A 22,937-nucleotide genomic window follows, 5' to 3' on the forward strand; every position below is an offset into this window, starting at 1 on the left:
GAACTTAATTTACCGTTCCACCATCCCAGATTTCTTTTCCGGGTTGTACAAAAGCAAGGCTACCGTCTTTATCCTCTGCCATCAGGATCATGCCATGGCTTTCCATGCCCATCATTTTTCGGGGTGCCAGGTTGGCCAGGTATAGTACCTTCCTGCCAATCACCTCTTCGGGTTTGAAATGCTCCGAAATTCCGCTCAGTACCGTTCTTTGTTCACTGCCGATGTTAACGCTCAGTTTCAAAAGTTTTTTGCTTTTTGGTACGTTCTCGGCTTCAGTTATGGTAGCGATTCTGATGTCCATTTTGGCGAAGTCCTCATACTGGATTTCTGGTTTGATTTCGGCAACCGTTTTACCTTCTAATTCATTCATACGCCTGGCGTCGTGTAATTTTTGAATTTGTCTTTCAATGACGTGATCTTCAATTTTTTCAAATAACAGGTTCGCTTCTCCGATTAAGGAGCCGGTTGCCAGCAGATCAACCCTGCCAGCATCTGTCCAGGTGTGATCTTGCATGCCAAACTGCAAGCGGAGTTTCTCTGCTGTGAATGGCAGGATCGGTTCAGCCACAATGGCCAGCGATGCCGAAATCTGCAAGGAAATGTTCAGTATGGTATTCACCCTTTCCGGATCCGTTTTGATCACATGCCAGGGCTGCGTATCAGCGAGGTACTTATTGCCAAGCCGCGCCAGATCTATGATGTGCGTCAATGCTTCACGGAAACGGTAATTTTCCAGGGAATCAGCAATTCGGGATGGGAATGCGGCTAATTCGGCAAGCGTACCTGCATCAATGTCCGTAAGTTCGCCCGGTGCCGGAACTTTGCCCTCACAAAATTTGTGCGTAAGAACCACTGCCCGGTTGATGAAATTGCCAAATATACCCACCAGTTCACTGTTGTTGCGGGTTTGGAAATCTTTCCAGGTAAACTCGCTGTCTTTGGTTTCGGGAGCACTGGCCGTCAATACATAGCGCAGCACATCCTGCTTTCCAGGGAGTTCTTCCAGATACTCATGGAGCCACACGGCCCAGTTGCGGGAGGTTGAAATTTTATCACCTTCCAGATTCATAAATTCGTTGGCCGGAACGTTATCCGGCAGGATCATCGATCCTTCTGCAATGAGCGTAGCCGGGAAAATGATGCAGTGAAAAACGATATTGTCCTTCCCAATGAAATGCACAAGCTTGGTATCCTTTTCTTTCCACCACTGGCCCCATCCTTCGTCTGTACCGTTTTTCTGGATCAGCCAGTCCTTCGTGGCAGAGATGTATCCGATGGGTGCTTCAAACCACACGTATAGTACTTTGCCTTCTGTATTTGGCACCGGAACGGGGATTCCCCAATCAAGGTCCCTGGTCATGGCACGGGGCTTAAGGCCTTCTTTTAGCCAGGACTGGCACTGCCCCAGTACATTGGTTTTCCATTCAGGGTGGCTGTTTACGAAAGCTTCTACCTGAGGCTGGAGTTTATCGAGTGGTAAAAACCAGTTGGTCGTAGGCCGCATGACGGGTTTGGAGCCCGAGAGCATGGAGTGTGGCTCAATCAGCTCGGTAGGACTCAGCGCGGATCCGCACTTTTCGCACTGATCTCCGTAGGCATTGGGATTGGCACAAACCGGACAGGTGCCCACAATGTAACGATCCGCAAGAAATTGCTGAGCTGTTTCGTCGTAGTATTGCTCCGTTGTTTCTTCCTCGAAAACACCTTTATCGTACAGGTTCTTAAATATTTCCCGGGAAGTTTCGTGGTGGATCGGCTTGCTGGTTCTGGAATAGACATCGAAAGAAATACCCAGCTCTTTAAAGGAAGCGTCGATCTGAGCATAGTATTTGTCCACGACCTCCTGCGGAGTCATGCCTTCTTTTTTGGCCCGGATGGTGATAGGCACACCGTGCTCATCGGTACCACTGATAAATGCAACGTCTCTTCCTTGTGAACGAAGGTAACGTACATAGATGTCGGCAGGTACGTAGCAGCCGGCCAGGTGACCAATGTGAATGGGCCCATTGGCATAGATCAGAGCTGCGGTAACGGTATATCTCTTAGGGTCGGTGATTGCCATTAATTTTTATGCTGTATTTGGATTAGGGTGCAAAGATAAACAAAACAGGCCGAGGGTGACGGGGCAGAGAAGTCAACTTTTTAAAAGCGTGCTGTTAATAATGAGAAAAGAGAAGACAACTTTTCCAAAGTTGATGTCTCTCAAAGAAGTGAAGTATACTATTTTTGATAAAAAGTAAAAAATACTTTACATTTATTAAAACATAGTTTACATTTGACTCATTCAAACACTTATAATTTCTTAGCCATGAAAACAAAGTACTTGTTGCCACATTCCTGGAGGCCGTTCGGTTGGTCGTTGTTGCTTATTTGCTTACCACTTTCACTATGGTTTTTGTTTGGCGGAGAGGATGACTTTTTGCATACTAAAATTGCACCCTTGTTTGAGGTTACGTTTAAGGAGGGGGCCGCTATGCCTTTTTTGATTGATGGCAGAACTGCCTTGGATCAAGGCTGGACACACGGGTTTCTGGACGAAATAATAACTATTGGCGTAATTGCTGGACTTTTTATTGTCGGTTTTGCCAGATTAAAAGTTGAGGATGAGTATATTGTTTTGATCCGTCTGGAAGCTTTGCAATGGGGTATTTATGCCAATTATTTGGTTTTGGTTGGTTGTGTTTTATTTGTTTACGAGATTAGGTTTTTAATGGTTATGGAGTACAATATATTTACTCCGCTACTTATTTTTGTTTTCAGATTTTACTGGCTTTTATGGATAAAACGGGGCACGGAGGTAGCTGACATATGAAAAATCGTATCCGTATCGAGCGTGCCATACTCCATATCACGCAGGCCGAGCTTGCTGACCGGTTGCAGGTGTCCCGGCAAACGATCAACGCTATTGAAGCTGGGAAGTATTCCCCGACCCTTGCTCTGGGTATGAAGATAGCCCGGGTGTTTGACATGCCAGTGAATGATTTGTTTGAGCTGGAGGAGGGAGATTGATGGCGTTTGAAGAGGGCAGACCCAGGCTCCAATTGAACACTATTCATTTGAATCTCAGTTGTTCCAAGGTTGGATGCTTTTATTCCTTTTCATTCACCATACTTTGTTATTAAATTCAAATATCCAATACATTTGGGAGCGTGCAACCAGATATGGTAGTCGGTTGACAAATTATATGAAACCTGCATGCTGAGATAGGAGATGGCAATGCAAAGACAATGAACAAGTTCACCATGAAAAATTCCACACCTGACCAGACAAAAAATACCATATTAATTGTTGACGACACGCCCAACAATATCAGTATCCTGTTCGATGTGCTGTCCAAAGCGGGGTATAAAGTACTGGTGGCGACGGACGGGAAAAGTGCGGTTGAACAGGCTAGGTATGCCCTGCCGGACCTCATTCTGCTGGATGTGATGATGCCCGGAATGAGTGGATTTGAAACCTGCAGGCAGCTGAAAGATCATGATGCCACCAAGGCGATACCGGTCATTTTTATGACTGCCCTTACCGAAACAGTGAATAAGATCAACGGCTTCAACATGGGCGCGGTGGATTACATTACCAAACCTTTTGATATCCACGAAGTGCAGTCTCGCATTGGGACACACCTGGCGCTGGCCAATCTCCGGCAAAAACTGGAACAACTTGTTTCGGAACGCACGGCCGATCTGAACAAAGCACTTACCGAGGTTGAAGAGTTGAAAGATCAGTTGCAGGCTGAAAATGTTTATCTGAAAGAAGAAATTAAGCAATCCAAAAATCCGGACGACATCATCAGCCAGAGTAAGGTTTTTGAAAAAGTTTTGATAAAAATACGACAGGTGGCTCCCACCAACAGTACCGTTCTCATCACGGGCGAATCCGGGACGGGCAAGGAACTGCTCGCCAGGGCGGTTCACAATCTGAGCGGCAGAAAAAACCGTCCTTTGATCAAATTGAACTGCGCCGCTTTACCTGCCAGTCTGATTGAAAGCGAATTGTTTGGTCATGAAAAAGGAGCTTTCACCGGAGCATCCGCGCAGAAACAGGGGCGCTTTGAACTGGCCGATGGCGGGACTATATTTCTGGACGAAATTGGTGAAATGCCTATGGATTTGCAGCCAAAATTACTGCGTGTATTGCAGGAGGGTGAGTTTGAACGCGTCGGAAGTGCCAAAACTTTAAAAGTAAATGTTCGGATCATTGCAGCGACCAACCGCGACCTGGAAAAAGAAATTGCTGAGCAGCGTTTTCGTGAAGATCTGTATTACCGTCTGAACGTGTTTCCGGTGTTCAGCATTCCACTTCGTGAACGAAAAGAAGACATACCATTGCTGATCAGACACTTCTGTCAGAAACTTGGCGCAGAGCAAGGTAAGGTGATTGACCAGATCCCCCAGAAAGTGATCGATACACTGACGGCCTATCACTGGCCGGGCAATATACGTGAGCTTGAAAATGTGGTGGAGCGCTCCATCATCATGTCACCCGGACGGTCGTTGGTGCTCGAAGACTGGTCTCCGCGAAAACCGGTTGCAACTCCAAAAGGAAATTTGATGACCATGGAAGAATGCGAGCGGGAGCATATTCTTTTGGTACTTGAAAAAACACATTGGAAAGTAAGTGGAAAAAACGGAGCGGCCGAAATTCTGGATATGATCCCTACCACTTTGGATTCCAGGATGCGGAAACTTGGCATTAAAAGACCGGATCAGTTTACGGTTTAAAAGAACTTTCACGAAATATCGAAAATGCAGGTGCGCCTAAAAGCCTTATCTAAATTACATAAACGATTGACTTACAGCACAAATATTGAAATAGTACGTTGGAACAATAATTGATAATCCTTTCAAAAAGGAAATCAATATGTGCACGGTAAGTTATCTTCCATTTCAAGACGGTTTTATACTGACATCCAGCAGGGACGAGAAAATCACGCGTCCGCCAGCAAAACTGTCGGATCCGATCATATACCACGACCAGGAGGTGACATTCCCAAAAGATCCCCTCGGACGGGGCAGCTGGATCGCCACTTCAAAAACGCGTACCGTATGCCTGCTCAACGGTGCATTTATCGCTCACGTGCCAAAGCCACCTTACAAGCACAGCCGCGGATTGGTGGTTTTGCACGCATTCGAATATTTCACAATCAACAGTTTTGCATCTGAATACGATTTCAAGGGCTTGGAGCCATTTACACTGCTACTGATCGAAGCAGGCAAACTTGTTACGCTCCGCTGGACGGGCAGTAAGCTTTTTATAAAAGAAAAGGATGCGTCCCAGTCCTATATATGGTCATCGGCAACACTTTACACGCCCGAAATTGTAACGCGGCGGGAATCATGGTTTTCAGAATGGCTCAATTCGGCCCCGGAAAAATCGCTGGAAAGTATCCGCACCTTCCACAAAACTGCGGGTGACGGCGACCGGGAAAATGCCGTGTGCATGAGAAGGGCCAACCTGTATGCAACCGTCAGCCTGACCAGTATCGTCAAGTCTGTCGGAAAAATGGAAATGATTTATGAAGACTTGATTCACTGTGAGTTAACACAGAAAAAACTATCAAACAACTATGTATCCAATTGATCAACTGGAACCCGTATCCCAAACCGGGGAAAATTCGGCACCTGAAAGGAAGCAATTTACAAGTACAAAAAATACGCTTTTAATCCGTTTAAAGAGCTGGGAATACTGGCCGTTTTCCGTCGTATACATTCCGGTTTTTATCTACTGGATCTGGCTTTCGATCAAGGCCAGATCGTTCTTTTTCTTTTCCGCATCCAATCCTTCCATTGAGTCTGGCGGGATGTTGGGTGAATCAAAAATTGACATTCTCAATCTGATCAGCGACGATTTTAAGCCTGTCACGTTATTTGTTAAACGCAGCACAGAAGAATCATGCCTTGGGGACAAACTTCGCTTTGCAGGCTTAGACTTCCCGGTCATTGCCAAACCCAACGCGGGGGAGCGTGGCTGGGGTGTCGAGAAAATCGCAGATGTGAATTCATTGGAAAATTATCATAAAAACAGCCCGGTAGATTATCTGATACAGCAATACATCAGCTACCCCCTCGAACTAGGTGTATTTTACTACCGGATGCCTGATCAGCCGGGCGGAACAATATCTTCCATTGTGCAAAAAGAATTTCTAAGTGTGACAGGAAATGGTTACAACACCCTTGCAGAACTAATTTTGGCCAATGAACGGGCCGTTCTGCAATGGGATCTGCTGAAAGTGAAATATGAATCTTCGCTAACAAAAGTGTTGGAAGAAAATGAAAAAATGACGCTGGTTTCTATTGGAAATCATTGTCTGGGTACCAAATTCCTTAATGCCAATCACTTGATCAACGAGGAACTTACAGCCGTTTTTGACCGGATCAGCACCGGGATTCAAGGATTCTATTTTGGGCGATACGACCTGCGGTGCAAAAATCCGGAAGATCTTTACCTGGGAAAAAACATAAAAATCATGGAACTGAACGGCGCCGGGGCCGAGCCAGCGCACATTTATCAACCAGGCTTCTCCATATTGGAAGGCTGGAAAGTGCTGCTGCACCATTGGCAGGTATTGTACAAGATCAGCCGTTTCAACCACCGAAAAGGAGTTCCGTATATGTCTTTCAAAGAGGCAAGGATGATTTTAAAACGCATCAAAACAGACAGACAACCAAAGTAGCAATGCCAACGCTGTATTTAAACTTTTTTATAGGATTGGCTGTGAGCTTTTTAGGCACACTTCCCCTGGGCGTACTGAATATCACGATTATGGACGTTTCGCTAAAAAAAGGAATCCATGCGGCTTTTCGTTTTGCTCTCGCCTGTGCGCTGGTTGAATTTATTTACAGTTATATTTCGGTGCAATTAACTAAATCCATCATGGATTTCCCCGCTCTCAGAGCTGTAACAGAGGTCGTTGCGACCATCACATTACTTGGGATGGGCATCTATTACATACATAAACGAAATGGTCTGGCAAGTAGCAAACAGAAACCGATTTCCTCATTTTACCTTGGAGCCCTGTTGAGTATCCTCAATGTCGTTGCTTTTCCCTTCTGGATATTGTACACGACACTATTGCAGAGCAAGGGGTTGATAGGAATTGAGGAAAATGAACTGATCCTTCTATATGTATTTGGCATTTCTCTCGGCACCATTGCCGGGTTATTGCCATTCATTTACGGCAGCCGTTTTCTAACGAACTGTGTCACCTCCCACCAGCATCGTATGGATCGGATGATCGGATTTCTTTTTATTTTTCTTGCCGTGTGTCAGTTTGTTTCGCTTTGGAGGTGATTGAAGGGGTTTTAATATTACAACCATGATATATTACTTGCAAAAGTATTACATCGATTCATCTAAAAACCCGCGAATTTTCCCCATATCAAATTCCCCCGCCCATTTACGCAACTGTTTCACAAAGGCAATTGACTCCGGATACCGAAGTTCTATCTGATCCAATGAATCCAGAATTCCCTGAATGTCCCCTTTCAATGCGTATTCCTGCAACATTTCCAACTCGGGAAGTGGTGGGAGTTCGTTGATTGTTTCAGGAGATTTTTCTTCGGTATCCTTCAATTGAAACTGGTTTGCATAGGTCCATTCCAGGTTCAGCAACTTCCCGATGGAGCACAACAGGGCCGTGACGTTGATGGGTTTGGATACAAATTCATCAAAACCTTCATTTAAGCTTCGTTGTTGATTTTGTTCAAAAACATTGGCTGAGCAAGCGATCATCTTTGTGTTTGACAACGACTGGCTTTCCTTCATTCTGGCTACTGCTTCAAAACCATTCAGGTTCGGCATCACCAGGTCCATAATCACGAGGTCGGGAATGGCGGTCAATGCCAGCTCTACAGCTACTTTTCCGTCAGACGCTTCCAATACCAGAAAACCCAGTGACGTCAACAATTCATTCTCAATCTGACGGTTTTCTGCATGATCATCCGCGACCAACACCGTCTTTTTTGTACCGGCATATCCCGTAATCCTTTGTTCCGACAAAGCAGCTGCCGACTCCGCATCAACTTGCCTGAGTAACAGTTCGAGGTTAAAAACACTCCCCCGTCCCACCTCACTTGTCACGCTCAGCGTTCCATGCATCAGCCCGACCAGATTATTCGCAATGGCCAGGCCAAGTCCAGTACCCTCAGAAAACAAACGACGGTCTTTTACCTGGTGAAAGGGCAGGAAAATCTCACTCAGAAATTCTTCCGAAATGCCGATACCAGTATCGGTTACCTCAAATTTAACTTTATATAACCCGGCCTGCATTACCTCGCAAGCAACCCGGAAAGTAACCGATCCCTTTTCAGTAAATTTAATGGCATTTCCAAGTAAGTTATTGAGCACCTGGACGATCCGCTTTTCATCACCCACTACAACCGCGGGTAAATTCTGATCGGCTACCATGCAAAAGGTAAGTCCTTTTTCTTCTGCCCGGGATTGAAAAAGGCTCGCTGTATCATCCAGCAGCCCATGAAGACTAAATGCTGCATTTTGGATTTCAAGTCGCTGTGCCTCAATTTTTGAAATATCCAGCACTTCATTGATCAGGTTCAATAAATGTTCACCACTTTTCCTGATGACGGCCAACCCTTTTTCCTGGCCTGTTGTCAATGTTGGCTCACGCTGAAGTACCTGTGCAAAACCTAAAATTCCATTCAGTGGTGTCCGTAATTCATGACTCATATTGGCCAGAAATTCACTTTTGGCATGGTTGGCTCGTTCGGCGGTTTCTTTGGCTAGCTGCAAACGGGCGGCCTGTTCCACAAGTTCTTCTTTTTGCATTACCACCTCGGCAGTACGGCTATCCACCAGATTTTCAAGCTTGTTTTTTTCATTTTTTAACCGTCGCGTATACAGCCAGATTACCAACCAGACAAGCAGGACCGCAATCAATGAATACAATAAATAGGCCCACCAGGTTCGATACCATGGTTCCCGAATGTCAAAGGTAAAACTCGTTTCCTGGCTTAGCTCGCGGTAAGGATTCCGGGCCATAACATGAAAAACATAATGTCCCGCTGGTAAATTGGTATAATCTTTCCAGCTCTCTTTAGACCAGCGCGACCATTCCAGGTCGGTCGCCATGACGCCCTCTCCGATTAGCTTATAGCGAAACTCATTTCCAGTTTCTCCCACATAACTCGTAGCGGCAAAACGAAATGATATATCGCGAAAATTGTAAGCCAAAGGTGTTTTTAGTATGGATGCATGGTTAAGATTCTGGCCAGAGATATTTAGTAGTGAGTCATTTAACAGTAGCCTAACCTCACGGATCAATACCGGATAAGAAGGGTGCATGGCCATCTGGATTCCGTCGTACCGGTACAAACCTTCGTCATTCCCAACCCAGACAATTCCCGTTTTTTCGGGATAAATACTGTAACCTTTTCTTTGAATAGGCATCAGGCTCAGGCTGTCCCACTCCGTTTTTCCATCGGGCATCTGACGCAGTATCCCAAGCGGGTTTGCAAACCACCAGTTTCGGGCACTGTCCTCTACAAAATAAGGCGCACTGTTGGCCGAATCCCGAAACACACTTTTGAGGCCGGGTATTTCTACAAATTCACCCTTTTGCCGGTTGAATTCATAAAGATGGTTTTTCGATGTAAATCTGGGTGCTTTGGCCGTAGGGAACACATAGTTCCAGGAGAGGTCATGGAGCCCGGCTCCCAATTTTTTGTGTGTAAGATCCGGTTTGATACCGTCTTTTAAATCCAGTCTGTAAAAACCATTCTTGTTGGTTCCCACCCAAACCATACCTTCCGGATCCTCAGCCAGCGAACGGCAATCCGCATTCAATTCCCTGATCCGGCCAACAGAAACCCACAAATTGTTCTTCATCCGGTACAAAAACACACCATTCGAAAGCGCAGCAAAAAGGAATTCCGGGTGCAATTTCGGTTGCAACAACGCATAAACCGACTCTCCGCCGGTTGGTAAAACCTGCACGATTTTATTTTTTTTGATCCTGAAAATACTTTCCGACGTACCGGCATAAAGGTCTGTGCCGTCCGACAGCAAGGTCCTGCATGCTGACCTGATGTCCGCCACGGGCTCAAAGCCCTTTTCTAGATTATTCCAGCCTAGCAGACCGATGCCTGTCCCGACATAAAGCCGGCCCTCATGGCGGGTGATACTCCACACAGTGGAATGGATATTCTGACTGGCACCAAACCGGCTTACGGGTAAATTGTAACCGATCTGGCATATACCGCTGCCCGTCATCGCCCACAGAGAAAGCTGCTTATCCAGATACAAAGAGGCGATGCTGTTTTGGTTGAATCCGGTTCCCGCATCAAGTCGCATTTGTTCAGCGCCGTCGTCATTCAGAATGCGGATGCCACCCAGCTGACTTGAGATAAAAAACAGGTAAGATTTCGATTCTTTGTTATAAGAGCATATCGCCCCGGTAATTCCTGCACTTTTCAGCCAGTTGTCTGACGATGTTTTCAAAGGCTGCAATTTCTTCGAAAGGCCGTATGGGGAATAGACAAACAAACCATTTTTTTCCGTGACCGCTACGAGACGGTTTTCTGAAAATTCTAACAATGCCCTAAGATTTAAACCGACAAACTGACCGCCATTCGGTGCAGGTTTCAGCGTACTCCCTGCCAACTGCATGAGCTCGCCGGATGCCTGTTGCACATAAAGGGTATTCCGAATAAAATTCGCCGATAAAAAACGGTTAGTGGCTGTGTGTATTTTCAGTTTTTTGCTGTCCTGATAATGATATATCTTTTTTGGTGTGCAAAAATAAACACCCGTTGAGTCACTGAAAACGTTATTTATTGGCAAAATACTTCGTTCCGGAACCGGTAACAAACTGCTCAGAGAGACGTATTGAAGTTGTCCGCCTGGCCGGGAAAGCAGATAACCGAAATCGGTTGCGGTTCCCAGATAAACGTGTCCATCCCGGCCAACTGCCAACGCTTTGACGGCGGTGCCAGGCACTTCAATCAGTTTCCAGCTGCTCCCGTCGAATTCCAGCACGCCACTTTGATTTCCTATGTAAAGAATACCGCGCTGATCCTGTTCAATGGCCCAGTTTTCAGGGTGCGCCTGGTACTGTTTTGGACTAAAATGCTGTATCAATGGCGTCCCCACACCCTGCGCCGAAACCGTCGACCAAAGGCCAGTTAACGAGAAAATACATACAAAAAAACATTTCAAAAATATTTTCATAAGCCCGCCTCGACGAATTAATTGCTGTAATGGTTATCTCCAATTTCTTCAATATCTGTTCCCGTCCGTTTCTTAAAATCAACCTTTTGCATTATTGCCTACAGAGACCTGCACAGGGGGTATTTTTCATTTAAAATAGTATACGGTGACCATAAAACGCAATGACTACTTTTTACGAAAAAGCAGGAAGGTTACGAAATATCGTGAATAAGGCACTTCGGCATAAATCCTGAAATTGGTCAAATAGTGCGCTGTAAACGTATAACGGGCACATTTCACACCTCCGGTCAGGATGGCACATCCTTTGAACAATGAGTATCAAAGAACGCCAGTCAAAAACCTACATCAAGCTATGAAATTACAAGATGTTTCCATAGAAATTTTAAGTCAGCTTATGGATATGACAAAACAATTTTCAAAGGAAGAATACACCAGATCCCTTGACCTGCTTTCGGCAAACTCGGTGGGGCGGCATTTACGTCATATTCTTGAATTCTATGATCTGGCAATTCGGGCAGGTATCACCGGGAGAATTAATTATGACGAACGAGAGCGCAACCTGGAACTTGAAAATGATCCCAGCCAGGCCATCTCCAAAATGAAGGAACTCATCGTACACATGCGTATGATGAAAGACGATATGGTACTGAAACTGGAAGCCTCCTACTCATCTGATGCCAGCAAGGATATCAGGATCACCACCACATTTTACAGAGAGCTGCTTTATAATGTGGAACATGCCGTGCACCACATGGCCATTATGGCGATTGCGGTGAAAATTGATTTCAGACATGTTTCCCTGCCCGGAAATTTTGGAATAGCCTACTCAACCGTGAAACACAAACAAACGGCCTGAGTTGAATCGCTGCCAAAACCGATAAAACCAACCTGAACGATGATCAAATACTTATTATTTACCGCCTGCATTTTTGCTCCAAACCTGCTGCAAGCCCAGACCTGGCATGTTCAGTCTGCCGATATTTACTTTCTGGCCAGCATGTTTGGGGCAGATGTGAAGGGTACTTTTAAAGGATTCAAGGGGACTGTGATTTTCGATCCGCTTCATCCCGAAACCGCAACCATCGCCGGGAGCGTTGACGCCGCCACGATTTTTACAGATAACAATCTGAGAGACCGGCATTTGAAAGAGAAAGATCAGTTTTTCGAAGTTGCTAAATTTCCAAAAATCAGCATGAAATCAACAAAAGTTGAAAGGACAACTTCCGGTTATGTGGGCACCTTCGATCTGACGCTCAAAACAGTCACCAGGAGCATAAAAATACCTTTTACTTTTCTTAAAACGGGCGCCAATGCCAACGTGAAAGGGACAGCTGAAATTAACCGGAAAGACTGGAAGTTTGGCGGCAACACACTTGGCATGTCAGAAAAAGTGAAGCTGAATTTTGACCTGCATTTATCACCTTCATTATCCGAAAATTAAACAAATACCATGAAAAAGTCAATAACTGTTCTTCTCCTGATCATGATCTCAGTATCCGGAATTTACGCCCAGGATGTTGCTAAAAAACAGGGTAATATCTCCAAGTCGGGCCTTGTCCTCGATGGTTATGATCCGGTGGCCTATTTTATCGCGGGCAAGGCCGTTGAGGGGAATAAATCATTCTTGGCTTCGGACGGAGGAATAACCTATTATTTTTCATCGGCCAAAAACCGGGATCTGTTCAAAGCGGATCCTGCAAAATACAAACCCCAATATGGCGGATGGTGCGCGTATGCCATGGGTGCAAGCGGCGAAAAAGTTGAGGTTGACCCTGAAACATTTAAAATACTAAACGGTAAACTCTACCTTTTTTACAACAAATATTTCAACAATACACTGAAAACCTGGAACAAAGATGAGTCCAGTTTAAAAAGGAAAGCAGATGCCAACTGGACTAAAATAACCCAATAAACCTTTTTACTTTTCTTTCAATTCATGATCATGAAAAAAATCGTTTTTGTTTCTCTTATCCTCATGTTCAGTCTCACAGCTGCATTTGCGCAAAAATCAGAAATCTTTGAAAAAGACGGTACGGCCATCAGGGGATATGATGTCGTTGCGTTCCATACGAATGCCAGAGCGACAAAAGGCAGCGAAAAATTTATTTACCACTGGAAAGACACGAACTGGCTTTTTACCAACCAGGAAAATTTGGATATGTTCAAAAAGGAGCCTGAAAAATATGCGCCCCAATACGGCGGTTACTGCGCGTATGGCACAGCAGACGGCCACAAAGCACCGACTGAAACCGACACCTGGACCGTAAAAGACAAGAAGCTTTATTTCAATTACAACAAAAAAGTACAGCAAATCTGGAATAAAGATCAGGTTGGATACATTGAAAAAGCGGATAAAAACTGGGTAGAAATTAAGGACAAACCTTGAAAACAGTTAGCAGTCAGCTTCTGGCTGTTGGCTTTCAGAAATCACGTGTAAATGGTTCGGATCATCATCTTCAATCTCAAAAAACCTACCTTATGTCAAACAAACCCAACAAATTCCTGTTCTGGGTACTGCGTATAGTTCCGGCGGTTATCTTGCTTCAAACGTTGTTTTTTAAGTTTACAGCAGCAGAAGAATCCGTTTACATTTTCTCAAAATTAGGAATAGAACCTTGGGGAAGGATCGGATCGGGCGTTGTTGAGCTAATCGCCGCGATCCTGATACTTATTCCTTTTACAACTGGAATTGGCGCAATTATTGCGCTGGGCGTGATTTCAGGCGCGCTGATCTCCCATCTTACGATTCTTGGTATTGAGGTGCAAGGTGATCAAGGCCAGCTTTTCATCTATGCACTGATCGTTTTTGTATGCTGCATTTTGCTCCTGGTTTTTGAAAAGAACCGACTGCTATTCTTTTTCAAAAAATTGACCGGCAAAGGGTTTAGAAGCTAATTCAATATCATAGAAGCACTTTAAGGTTTACTTTCCATTAACCTGAAACTTATGAAAACAAAAGTAATTGTCCTACTATGCGTTCTGGCCACTGCTGGCACTGCACAGGCGCAGCAAATAGAAAATCCTAAAATTAACCAGTTTATCGACCTGGCTGGAACGATTGGAAAATCACAGGGAACGGGCGCATTCTCTTACGTTTACAACTGGCGTATCGGAAAGAAACGAAAAATTGAAGCAGGCTTTGGCGCAAGGCTTACCAGTGCGGCAGGTTCAAAATTGATTTACACCACAGCAGGACCCGCAAGTCTGACACGTTCCTTCAACACACCGTTTCTGATTTTTTTTGCAGGACAAAAAACAGAAAACTGGGACACACTTACCGTCCAGCGTCCATTCGTGAATGCACTGAATGTCACCATCAACCTGGGTTATAACTTCAATTCCAAAATAAGTGCTGGATTCAATATTGACCTGATCGGAGCATCTTTTGGAAGGAGATCTTCTTCGGTTTTTCAAAGCAATGGCAAAACCAGTACCGACCCGGATTCGAAACCTACTGCATTTAACCTGCTCCTCACGGGCGATCACGACAAAGGTTCGCTTAATTCGGAGTTTTTTCTGAAATATAAAATAAACCAGAAATGGGGCATTCGGGCGATTTACCAATTTCTGTTTACTGAATACACAGCCGGAACAGTCCGGCAAATCGCACCTGACGGATCAGAAATAGACCGGTTCAGAAACAAGGCAAATAATTTTGGCCTCGGTGTTTCCTATCAATTTTAATCACATCATTTAAACCAATCATTATGAAAAATCTAACATGCATCTTGTTCATTACGCTAGTTATCGTTGGCTGCAAAAGAGAGGAAAATACGCCTGTTGAACCTCTGATGGAGCGTGTCGACAGCCTGGCGGTAGTGAATGTGAAAGGGAAATTTATGGGTATAGGCGGAGAAACGGTGTCCGGTTCGGCCAAAATCATAACAAATGACGGAAAGCACAGTCTCGTTCTTGACGATTTTAAAACCAACAATGGTCCGGACCTGCATGTTTATTTGTCGAAGGAAGCTACACCAAAAGATTTCATTGATCTTGGATTGCTGAAATCAGTGAGCGGCACACAGGTGTATCCGATAACCGGAATGCCCGATTTTACAAAATACAAATATGCCCTGATCCACTGTCAGCAGTACAATCACCTGTTTGGGTCGGCGCTTTTGGGGGAATGAAAATAAGAATTCGCTTTTTGCAGATGACGGATGGTTACTTTCGCAAGGTTGACTATTGCTCAATATATGTATAGCACCTCCTTACTTAGCAGCGAAGGGTTCTTTTAGTTGAGGATTGATGTATTTCCAACCATCCAGTACTTTTAGGGTCTTACAATCGTAACTTAACATGCTTGTTATCTATGATAAAGACCCAAATTCTATTTGTGATCTTCTACTTGCCATTGTGCACGTTTGTATCGGCCCAGAAAAAAATTGACATTAAAAAATGGAGCTATGGAGCACTCTTTGGGTACCAGCCCTATGGAAAAATGTTTGCCGCTGATGAATGGAAGACTACGTCAGGAATAGTTGCCGGCCTTAATACTCAATATAACTTTACGGAAAATTTAACCGGTTTATCAATTCATTTTCAGCCACAGTTTAATCACTTTCAACGAGCTAGTGAATCCGGGAGCCCACAAAGCTCGTTGCATATAGTAACCAAGTGGAAGGCGCAATCGATTAATCTACCTTTTTTGGTTCGATACACTTTAGGAAAGGGATTGATTCGGCCTTTTTTGGAAGCAGGCCCTAATTTTCGTTTCAGAACGGGGCTAGGATTGAAAGAAACCGGATATTTGTGCGGTATAGCAAGATGTTCTGAAAGAAATGTAAATATAGACTTACATCCGCAAACCACTCAAGATCGAGTAGGGGTAATTGTTGGCGCCGGGGCGGAGGTAAATCTTTCGAAAATTGCGATACCGATAAGCCTTAGAATCAATGAAGGTTTTGGGACTTTCGGGTCAAAGCAACTTGTGATGGATGCAGCAAACTACACTAATTTAAAAACGCCAACCTTTCAAATAATTTCAGGAATAACTTTTTAATAGCCCTGCAACTGTTGTCCTTCCCAACTTTAAGGTCGAACTTTGGGCGGTACTAATTGCCTCGATTTACATGAAAATCCTAATCACCGGAGCCACAGGTTTAGTAGGAAGTGCAGTTGCCCGAAGATGCCTTGCCGCTAATCACCAGGTTTCGGCGCTTTTCCGGACAGGTTCCGATCGCAGTCTGCTGAGGGATATAGAAAGTGAAATCCATTGGGTTGAAGGAGACATTCTGGATATCAGTTCGCTGGAAAACGCCATGCGGGACATGGATTATGTAATTCATACCGCTGCGGTGGTTTCTTTTGTTCCGCGCTACCGGGATATGATGTACAAGGTAAACCGGGAGGGAACGGCGAATGTGGTTAATGTTTCCCTGAAATCCGGCATTACCAAACTTTGTCATGTCAGCAGTATTGCCGCACTAGGCAGGCCCGATCCACGAAAAATTGTTCCTGGACAGGATACTGTACTGGACGAATCGCAGCGGTGGGAAGACTCTCCCGAGAACTCCGAATACGCTAAATCCAAGTATCTCGCAGAGCTTGAAGTGTGGCGTGGAATTGCCGAAGGGTTGAATGCCGTGATTGTGAACCCCACATTGGTGCTTGGCGAAGGTGACTGGACCAAGAGCAGCACGCAGATCTTCCGCTATGTATATCAGCAGAAACCGTTTTATACAACCGGTATGGCCAACTATGTGGACGTGTTGGACGTTGCGGAAATCGTACATCAATTGATACTTTCTGATATTTCGGCCGAGCGCTTTTTGTTGAATGCGGGTAGTATTTCCTATCAGGATCTGTTCAATGCCATAGCAGATCAAATGCGCAAAAGAAGACCTTCATTTCGGGTGGGAAGTGGACTGGCCGCAATAATATGGCGTATTGAAGCGGTGCGGACCTGGCTGATGGGAACCAAGCCGCTCATCACAAAAGAAACGGCACAATCAGGGGCGCGCAGGATTAGTTACGACAACAGTAAAATAAAAAGTACGTTAGGTTTTAACTTTCAACCAATTGACAAAACGATAGCGCGTGTATGTGAAAGTTTGACTGCCGGGATTTGATTATCGGGGAATTATTTTTTAACTTTCTTTCATTATTTAGTCGGGTAAGTTGCCTCTAAAGTGCCGGCGTTTGTACCTTCGTTAGAATATAATGTTTTGCGCTGGCACTTAGGTTACAACGTTTACACTATATTAAATAGCCGGGTGCTTTTGCCTCAATCTAACCTACTGATCCAAATGATGGAGAAAAATTTCGGGGAAAGAAAGGATTACATGAAAGAAACGTTGCTCAGGTTCGAACGGATGATGAAGACCAGTGAGCAGGCGTTTTTCGATTTGGACACCTACGAAAAAGTTACAGTTCATTATATAGAAAAAGGCGAATGGGAAAAAGCGTTTCAGGCATGTGAAAGAGGACTGGTGGATTTTCCTTACTCGCTTGATCTGCTGTTGAATAAGGTGCAGCTTCATGCCAACAGAGGAGAGCATGACCTGGCGATGGAAGTATTGGAGCGTGCAGCACTTTTCCATCCCGGCGATATTGAAATATCGTTTATGCAGGTGGGAATTTCCAATATGATGGGGGAGTTTGAAGAAGCCATCGAAATACTGGAAAATTTGCTTCAGCGTGTAGAAGACAAGGATGAAATTCATTTTCAAATAGGGCAAACTTATCAGAATTGGGGTAAATACGATGATGCGATCAAGAGTTACAAGCGGTCGCTCAAAACCAATCTGAATAATGAAAATGCGCTTTACGAACTCGCCCACTGTCTTGATATGGTGGGGCAACTGGAAAGCCATCTGGGTTATTACAATGAGTTGGTCGATCGTGATCCATTTTCCGAGCATGCATGGTACAATCTGGGCATAGCATACAGCAAGCTTGAACGTTACGAGGATGCGGTGAATGCATACGAATATGCCACTTTGATAAAGGATGATTTCGCATCAGCCTTCTTCCAGTTGGGCAATTCATACATGAATCTGGAAAAGTTCGAGGATGCCAAGGTTCAGTACCTGAGGGCCATTGAGTTGGAGGGAGAACAGCCCGAAACCTGTTGCTGTCTGGCCACCTGTTATGAAAAAACACAGGAGTTCGAGGTTGCCATCAAATACTACCGGCAAACTGTTAAGCTGGACCCACAATGGGATGATGGGTGGTATGGATTGGGAATTTGTTTTAGTGAACTAGGCAGGTGGTATGAAGCCGTTGGCTTTATCAGGAAGGCAATTCAGATCACAGAATTAAATCCCGATTATTGGCTTGCGTTGGCCGAAACAGAGTTTCGTGTAGGCAATGTCATATCCGCGTTTGAAGCATTTGAGAAAGCGGCAGAGATTGAGCCTTCGAATCCTGATATCTGGTTGAAATGGTCGCATGTGCTTTTTGACCAGGGCAATTATACCAGAGCCTGCGATTTGTTACATGCGGCCATCGATGAAATGCCGGAGGAAGCCGATCTTTACTATCGGATGGCGGTTTATCAGATTCATTCAGGGGATTACCGCGAGGCACTGCTGAATCTGGAGACGGGGCTCACCCTCGACTACGATGCACATGTTCAGCTTTTTGATTTCTTCCCCGACCTTGAAAAACAAAAGGCGCTTTTTAAAATAATAGAGCAGTATAGATAGAAATAATAAATAGGCAGCTCCAGATCAGAGCTGCCATTTTTATTGATTATTTACGGTTAGCTATTTCCTGATAAAGGGCTGTTAGCTGTCCTGCAATATGCTCTCCTCGGAACCTTTCAATGTATTTCCTTCCGGCTGTGACAAGGGAATCTCTCAACTGTGGATTTGAGATCAATTTTTCCAGCTCCAAAGCAATGTCTGCCACATCCATGGGGTCAATATACAGGCCGCCCGGCCCACCGGCTTCTTCAAGGCAGGAGCCTTTGGCTGCCAGTACAGGTGTTCCGCTATTCAGGGCTTCCAGAATGGGTATGCCAAAACCTTCATAAATGGAAATGTATGCAAATACAGAAGCGTGCTGGTAAAGTGCTGGCAGGTGATCTGTAGGTACGTTTTCTAATATCAGTACACGTTTTTCTAATTTCGTAGCCTTCACAAATTCCCTGATCCTGTCGGCATAGGCGGTGGCTCGTCCTACCAAAACCAGCTGCCAGTCGTTGGGCGGCAGTTGACCAAAGGCTTGAACCAGCCTCATTTGATTTTTACGTTCTTCGAGCGTACCTACGCTCAGTATGTAAGGACAATTTATTCCATACTGCTCAACGATTTCCTGACGTGCTTCCTCGGGAACCGGATATTTGAAAATCGGATTACAATCCTGATAAATCACCTGAATTCGTTCTGAATCAACGTTGTAAAGTTCAACGAGATCTCTTTTCGTCTGTTCGCTGATGGCGATAATCGCATCGGCGCGCGTACAGGCGGATTTGAATTTATGGTGGTAGATCCACCGGTCGATCGGATTAAATAATGCCGGGAGCCTTTCGAATATGAGATCGTGCATGGTTACCACAGAGCCTATCCCGGCTGCACGCAAACCTAGTGGCAGCTCGTGGCTCAGACCATGGAAAACATCAATTTTGTCCTTTTGGAGTTGTCGGGTCACGTTTCTGTAACGCCAGTAAGCTCCGAATTTTTTATCAAACCAGGATTGGGGCAGCCTAGTTGACTCCCCCGGGAAATCAGGAAAAAGACCGTTTTTGATCTTTGGGGTATAGGCCAGGTACTGGTTTTGACGCTCGTGCGTAACCAGCGCATCAAGCACAAACCTGCTGTAATTACCCAGCCCGGTCCTGTTATTAAAAGCCCGCTTGGCATCAAATCCGATACGCATACCTGTTTCTTATAGGGGTTTCAGGCAAAAGTCTGTAATTTTGTACATATCACCGAAATTTATTGGCAGGTATTTTGTGTTATTAAGGAATGAAGAGAAATTATATGCGGAAGCTTGTTAATACTGAAAAGCCTTCTCTGGTTATAAAAGACGAATACCAACTGCACACGCTTTCAAATGGAATAAGAATCGCACACAAGCAAGTGCCCCATACGCAGATAGCGCATTGTGGGATTATGCTCGACATCGGAAGTCGCGATGAGCTGCCGCACCAGCAGGGCCTCGCTCATTTTTGGGAGCACATGGCGTTTAAAGGGACAGAAAAAAGAAGCTCTTTTCATATCATCAATCGGCTGGAAAATGTGGGTGGTGAGTTGAATGCCTACACGACCAAAGAAAAAATCTGTTTCCACGCTTCGGTTTTGGATGCTCATTTCGACAAGGCGATGGATTTGCTTGCCGACATTACTTTTCATTCGGTATTTCCGGATAAGCAAATTGAACGTGAAAGAAATGTGATTCTGGAGGAAATGTCCATGTACGTGGACTCGCCCGAGGACGCCATTCAGGATGATTTCGATCAGCTTGTTTTCCCTGGTCATGCTTTGGGAAATAACATTTTGGGTACCGCTGAAACCGTCAATTCATTCGGCCGTAAACAACTTTTTGAATTCATTGACGGGAATATTGATACCGAGCGAATCGTAGTTTCTTCGGTAAGCCGGCTGCCTTTTTCGAAGGTCGTGAAAGTTGCAGAAAAGTACCTGGGCAGTATTCCACATCGGACAACCTCACGCATCAGAAGTGCGCCGGGGATGTATGCGCCTGTTATACAGGAAAAAGTACGATCCATTTCTCAGGCACAATGTGCCATGGGGCAGCCTGCTTACGCGCTTGCAGACGACAAACGTCTGCCGTTTTTTATGCTGGTAAATTTGCTGGGAGGGCCTGGAATGAACTCTCGTTTTAACCTTTCACTCAGGGAAAAAAATGGCTTTGTGTATTCAATAGAAGGAAATTATACGCCGTATCTGGACACAGGTTTTATGGGGGTTTTCTTTGGTACGGAACCTCGTCAGCTGGCTAAAAGCATTTCCCTTATCAATAAAGAACTGCGGAAAATCAGGGAAGTTCCGCTTTCCACGATTCAGCTTCGTCAGACAAAAGTGCAGCTCATGGGACAGCTTGCCATGTCCGAGGAAAGTAATATGAGTTTTATGCTGATGATGGCAAAGAGTTTGCTGGATACAGGGAAGGTCGATACACTCCCCGAGATTTTTGCGGAGATCGAAGAGATTACCTCCAAGCAATTGCAGGATATTGCTCAGGAAATGTTTAATGAGCAAAATTTTAGCTACCTGACCTTTTTGCCAGAGTAGGGTTTGGGCAACCAATAATGAAAGCCGGTTTTCTGATCAGACAGAGCACCGGCTTTTTCTTTTTAAGCATTGTTGTGACAACGGTAGCCTGAATCTTTCTGGCGGGAGTAAATTAATAGGCACATCTTGTGATGTATTTTATTAAAATCCGATTTTATGTTAATTCAGTTCCCTCGTTTTGGTACCCGAGCTTTTTACAGTTTTTTATTGTTTGTTTCGTTTTTGGGTAGCAGGAAAGTAATTGCGCAGTCACCTGCTGAACTATACAAACCGCTTCAGCAACCCGATCGGATTATCCTCAACGTCACAGCCGATCCCTCCAAAGCTATGGCGGTTAACTGGCGAACCAATGAGCAAATTTCAGAGAGCTTTGCAGAAATTGCCCTGGCAAGTGCGGACCCGAGGTTTATAAATAAAGTGAAACGGATTAAAGCAAAATCAGAAAAGCTGGAATTTGAAGCGACACCGACAGCGTACTACCATTCTGTGATTTTTGACAGCCTCACGGCAAATACAAAATATGCCTATCGCGTGGGTCAGGGAGAATACTGGAGTGAATGGATTCACTTTAATACTGCAGGGAAAGCTGGTGATAAATTATCCTTTATTTATTACGGTGATGTACAAACCAACATTCGGACCTTATGGTCGCGTGTGGCTCGTGACGCTTATGCAAAAGCACCGGAAGCGGTATTGATGATGTATGCAGGAGATTTGGTCAACAGGGCCAACCGGGATGTGGAATGGGGCGACTGGTTTCAGGCGGGCGGCTTTATTCATAGTATGATTCCTGGCTTTCCTTCGCCGGGCAACCATGATCACATTACGGATAAGGATGGCAAACGTTTGATGTCGGCCTTCTGGCGTCCGCAATTTACGTTACCCGAAAACGGCCCGGAAGGATTGGAAGAAACCTGTTACTATTCCGATATCCAGGGCATGCGTTTTATTTCGCTGAATTCGGATCAGGCCGAGGAGTCGGATGAATTTCTTGAGAAACAGCGCCTATGGATGGAGAAGATTTTGAAAGATAATCCTAACAAATGGACCTGTGTCACGTTCCATCATCCCATTTACTCACCCAAATCGACCCGTGACAATAAACGGATGCGCGATACTTTCAAGCCGCTTTTTGATAAATATAAAGTAGATCTGGTACTACAGGGACACGATCACACTTATGCACGTGGCATGGCCAAAATTCCGATGGAAGGAAAGGGGAAGTCGGGCACCATGTATGTGGTATCGGTGAGTGGGCCTAAGATGACGAGTTCGGATTCTGACAAAAAACCTTGGATGGACCGCACCGCGTTGTACACGCAGTTGTATCATGTGGTGACGGTGGACAAAGACGTTCTGGACTTCAAAACATTTACGGCGACAGGCGAACTTTACGATGCGTTTGAACTGATTAAACAAAAAGGGAAGATCAACAAGATCGTTGATAAAATCCCTCAAAATTCGCCGGAAAGAAGAAACTAGGTATCTCATAGCAATTAGTGTACGGCTATTTGCTTTATAGTCAATAAGATATAAGTGAAAAATATAGCG

21 protein-coding genes are annotated in these 22,937 nt (G+C 44.8%); 18 read left to right on the forward strand and 3 right to left on the reverse strand.

Annotated elements, in window-relative coordinates:
• Positions 1 to 4 precede the first annotated feature (4 nt).
• Entirely contained in the window at positions 5 to 2,062 is a 2,058-nt protein-coding gene (gene metG, locus DYADSP32_RS24780; protein WP_149240246.1) for a methionine--tRNA ligase, read from the reverse strand.
• Positions 2,063 to 2,308: 246 nt separating this feature from the next.
• Between metG and DYADSP32_RS24785 the strand changes: the two genes are divergently transcribed.
• The 6 genes from DYADSP32_RS24785 to DYADSP32_RS24810 all read left to right on the forward strand — a co-directional run bounded on the left by DYADSP32_RS24785 (position 2,309) and on the right by DYADSP32_RS24810 (position 7,290).
• On the forward strand, positions 2,309 to 2,812 hold the full coding sequence (locus DYADSP32_RS24785) for a hypothetical protein (RefSeq protein WP_149240245.1): 504 nt from the start codon (positions 2,309 to 2,311) through the stop codon (positions 2,810 to 2,812).
• Positions 2,809 to 3,009 carry a helix-turn-helix transcriptional regulator gene (locus tag DYADSP32_RS24790; protein ID WP_149240244.1) on the forward strand — a complete coding sequence of 67 codons (201 nt, stop codon included), beginning with the start codon at positions 2,809 to 2,811 and terminating at the stop codon, positions 3,007 to 3,009. Before DYADSP32_RS24785 ends, DYADSP32_RS24790 begins: the two co-directional genes overlap by 4 nt.
• A gap of 233 nt (positions 3,010 to 3,242) precedes the next feature.
• Entirely contained in the window at positions 3,243 to 4,721 is a 1,479-nt protein-coding gene (locus DYADSP32_RS24795; RefSeq protein ID WP_149240243.1) for a sigma-54-dependent transcriptional regulator, read from the forward strand.
• Positions 4,722 to 4,860: 139 nt separating this feature from the next.
• A complete protein-coding gene (locus DYADSP32_RS24800) occupies positions 4,861 to 5,580 on the forward strand; it encodes an NRDE family protein (RefSeq protein ID WP_149240242.1) in 720 nt (239 codons plus the stop codon).
• A complete protein-coding gene (locus DYADSP32_RS24805) occupies positions 5,567 to 6,673 on the forward strand; it encodes a hypothetical protein (RefSeq protein ID WP_149240241.1) in 1,107 nt (368 codons plus the stop codon). The genes DYADSP32_RS24800 and DYADSP32_RS24805 overlap by 14 nt, the downstream gene beginning before the upstream one ends.
• Positions 6,674 to 6,675: 2 nt before the next feature.
• Positions 6,676 to 7,290, forward strand: coding sequence for a LysE family transporter (locus DYADSP32_RS24810; RefSeq protein WP_414618036.1), 615 nt, complete (start codon positions 6,676 to 6,678; stop codon positions 7,288 to 7,290).
• Positions 7,291 to 7,338: 48 nt separating this feature from the next.
• Here the strand turns inward: DYADSP32_RS24810 and DYADSP32_RS24815 are convergent, their stop codons facing one another.
• Positions 7,339 to 11,184, reverse strand: coding sequence for an ATP-binding protein (locus DYADSP32_RS24815; protein ID WP_149240240.1), 3,846 nt, complete (start codon positions 11,182 to 11,184; stop codon positions 7,339 to 7,341).
• Positions 11,185 to 11,536: 352 nt separating this feature from the next.
• Between DYADSP32_RS24815 and DYADSP32_RS24820 the strand changes: the two genes are divergently transcribed.
• The 10 genes from DYADSP32_RS24820 (at position 11,537) to DYADSP32_RS24865 (ending at position 18,833) form a co-directional block, all read left to right on the forward strand.
• Complete coding sequence (locus tag DYADSP32_RS24820; protein ID WP_149240239.1) at positions 11,537 to 12,040, forward strand: hypothetical protein; 504 nt, start codon at positions 11,537 to 11,539, stop codon at positions 12,038 to 12,040.
• Positions 12,041 to 12,079: 39 nt separating this feature from the next.
• A complete protein-coding gene (locus DYADSP32_RS24825) occupies positions 12,080 to 12,625 on the forward strand; it encodes a YceI family protein (RefSeq protein ID WP_149240238.1) in 546 nt (181 codons plus the stop codon).
• A gap of 9 nt (positions 12,626 to 12,634) precedes the next feature.
• Complete coding sequence (locus DYADSP32_RS24830; protein WP_149240237.1) at positions 12,635 to 13,096, forward strand: YHS domain-containing (seleno)protein; 462 nt, start codon at positions 12,635 to 12,637, stop codon at positions 13,094 to 13,096.
• A 30-nt stretch (positions 13,097 to 13,126) separates the two neighbouring features.
• Positions 13,127 to 13,570: a YHS domain-containing (seleno)protein gene (locus DYADSP32_RS24835; RefSeq protein ID WP_414618037.1), complete on the forward strand. Its 444-nt coding sequence runs from the start codon at positions 13,127 to 13,129 to the stop codon at positions 13,568 to 13,570.
• 92 nt (positions 13,571 to 13,662) lie between these two features.
• Positions 13,663 to 14,079 (forward strand): DoxX family protein, encoded by a 417-nt coding sequence (locus DYADSP32_RS24840; protein ID WP_149244681.1) that lies wholly within the window; start codon positions 13,663 to 13,665, stop codon positions 14,077 to 14,079.
• 51 nt (positions 14,080 to 14,130) lie between these two features.
• Positions 14,131 to 14,868, forward strand: coding sequence for a hypothetical protein (locus DYADSP32_RS24845; RefSeq protein WP_149240236.1), 738 nt, complete (start codon positions 14,131 to 14,133; stop codon positions 14,866 to 14,868).
• 23 nt (positions 14,869 to 14,891) lie between these two features.
• Positions 14,892 to 15,314 (forward strand): DM13 domain-containing protein, encoded by a 423-nt coding sequence (locus tag DYADSP32_RS24850; RefSeq protein ID WP_149240235.1) that lies wholly within the window; start codon positions 14,892 to 14,894, stop codon positions 15,312 to 15,314.
• Positions 15,315 to 15,496: 182 nt separating this feature from the next.
• Entirely contained in the window at positions 15,497 to 16,186 is a 690-nt protein-coding gene (locus DYADSP32_RS24855; RefSeq protein ID WP_149240234.1) for an outer membrane beta-barrel protein, read from the forward strand.
• Positions 16,187 to 16,256: 70 nt separating this feature from the next.
• On the forward strand, positions 16,257 to 17,255 hold the full coding sequence (locus tag DYADSP32_RS24860) for an NAD-dependent epimerase/dehydratase family protein (RefSeq protein WP_149240233.1): 999 nt from the start codon (positions 16,257 to 16,259) through the stop codon (positions 17,253 to 17,255).
• A 177-nt stretch (positions 17,256 to 17,432) separates the two neighbouring features.
• Positions 17,433 to 18,833 (forward strand): tetratricopeptide repeat protein, encoded by a 1,401-nt coding sequence (locus DYADSP32_RS24865; RefSeq protein ID WP_149240232.1) that lies wholly within the window; start codon positions 17,433 to 17,435, stop codon positions 18,831 to 18,833.
• A 46-nt stretch (positions 18,834 to 18,879) separates the two neighbouring features.
• Here DYADSP32_RS24865 and DYADSP32_RS24870 read toward each other — a convergent pair whose 3' ends face one another.
• Positions 18,880 to 20,007: a glycosyltransferase family 4 protein gene (locus DYADSP32_RS24870; RefSeq protein WP_149240231.1), complete on the reverse strand. Its 1,128-nt coding sequence runs from the start codon at positions 20,005 to 20,007 to the stop codon at positions 18,880 to 18,882.
• Positions 20,008 to 20,096: 89 nt separating this feature from the next.
• Here DYADSP32_RS24870 and DYADSP32_RS24875 point away from each other — a divergent pair, with 89 nt between their 5' ends.
• On the forward strand, positions 20,097 to 21,386 hold the full coding sequence (locus DYADSP32_RS24875) for a M16 family metallopeptidase (RefSeq protein WP_149240230.1): 1,290 nt from the start codon (positions 20,097 to 20,099) through the stop codon (positions 21,384 to 21,386).
• A 156-nt stretch (positions 21,387 to 21,542) separates the two neighbouring features.
• Positions 21,543 to 22,868, forward strand: coding sequence for a purple acid phosphatase family protein (locus DYADSP32_RS24880; RefSeq protein ID WP_149240229.1), 1,326 nt, complete (start codon positions 21,543 to 21,545; stop codon positions 22,866 to 22,868).
• The last annotated feature ends 69 nt before the right edge of the window (positions 22,869 to 22,937 follow it).

The sequence above is a fragment of the Dyadobacter sp. 32 genome (genome assembly GCF_902506755.1).
Classification (GTDB): domain Bacteria; phylum Bacteroidota; class Bacteroidia; order Cytophagales; family Spirosomataceae; genus Dyadobacter.

Bases quoted from the DNA above. Each gene is read 5' to 3' on its own strand.
- metG (WP_149240246.1), bottom strand. From the start codon at position 2,062: ATGGCAATCACCGACCCTAAGAGATATACCGTTACCGCAGCTCTGATC.
- DYADSP32_RS24785 (WP_149240245.1), top strand. From the start codon at position 2,309: ATGAAAACAAAGTACTTGTTGCCACATTCCTGGAGGCCGTTCGGTTGG.
- DYADSP32_RS24790 (WP_149240244.1), top strand. From the start codon at position 2,809: ATGAAAAATCGTATCCGTATCGAGCGTGCCATACTCCATATCACGCAG.
- DYADSP32_RS24795 (WP_149240243.1), top strand. From the start codon at position 3,243: ATGAAAAATTCCACACCTGACCAGACAAAAAATACCATATTAATTGTT.
- DYADSP32_RS24800 (WP_149240242.1), top strand. From the start codon at position 4,861: ATGTGCACGGTAAGTTATCTTCCATTTCAAGACGGTTTTATACTGACA.
- DYADSP32_RS24805 (WP_149240241.1), top strand. From the start codon at position 5,567: ATGTATCCAATTGATCAACTGGAACCCGTATCCCAAACCGGGGAAAAT.
- DYADSP32_RS24810 (WP_414618036.1), top strand. From the start codon at position 6,676: ATGCCAACGCTGTATTTAAACTTTTTTATAGGATTGGCTGTGAGCTTT.
- DYADSP32_RS24815 (WP_149240240.1), bottom strand. From the start codon at position 11,184: ATGAAAATATTTTTGAAATGTTTTTTTGTATGTATTTTCTCGTTAACT.
- DYADSP32_RS24820 (WP_149240239.1), top strand. From the start codon at position 11,537: ATGAAATTACAAGATGTTTCCATAGAAATTTTAAGTCAGCTTATGGAT.
- DYADSP32_RS24825 (WP_149240238.1), top strand. From the start codon at position 12,080: ATGATCAAATACTTATTATTTACCGCCTGCATTTTTGCTCCAAACCTG.
- DYADSP32_RS24830 (WP_149240237.1), top strand. From the start codon at position 12,635: ATGAAAAAGTCAATAACTGTTCTTCTCCTGATCATGATCTCAGTATCC.
- DYADSP32_RS24835 (WP_414618037.1), top strand. From the start codon at position 13,127: ATGAAAAAAATCGTTTTTGTTTCTCTTATCCTCATGTTCAGTCTCACA.
- DYADSP32_RS24840 (WP_149244681.1), top strand. From the start codon at position 13,663: ATGTCAAACAAACCCAACAAATTCCTGTTCTGGGTACTGCGTATAGTT.
- DYADSP32_RS24845 (WP_149240236.1), top strand. From the start codon at position 14,131: ATGAAAACAAAAGTAATTGTCCTACTATGCGTTCTGGCCACTGCTGGC.
- DYADSP32_RS24850 (WP_149240235.1), top strand. From the start codon at position 14,892: ATGAAAAATCTAACATGCATCTTGTTCATTACGCTAGTTATCGTTGGC.
- DYADSP32_RS24855 (WP_149240234.1), top strand. From the start codon at position 15,497: ATGATAAAGACCCAAATTCTATTTGTGATCTTCTACTTGCCATTGTGC.
- DYADSP32_RS24860 (WP_149240233.1), top strand. From the start codon at position 16,257: ATGAAAATCCTAATCACCGGAGCCACAGGTTTAGTAGGAAGTGCAGTT.
- DYADSP32_RS24865 (WP_149240232.1), top strand. From the start codon at position 17,433: ATGATGGAGAAAAATTTCGGGGAAAGAAAGGATTACATGAAAGAAACG.
- DYADSP32_RS24870 (WP_149240231.1), bottom strand. From the start codon at position 20,007: ATGCGTATCGGATTTGATGCCAAGCGGGCTTTTAATAACAGGACCGGG.
- DYADSP32_RS24875 (WP_149240230.1), top strand. From the start codon at position 20,097: ATGAAGAGAAATTATATGCGGAAGCTTGTTAATACTGAAAAGCCTTCT.
- DYADSP32_RS24880 (WP_149240229.1), top strand. From the start codon at position 21,543: ATGTTAATTCAGTTCCCTCGTTTTGGTACCCGAGCTTTTTACAGTTTT.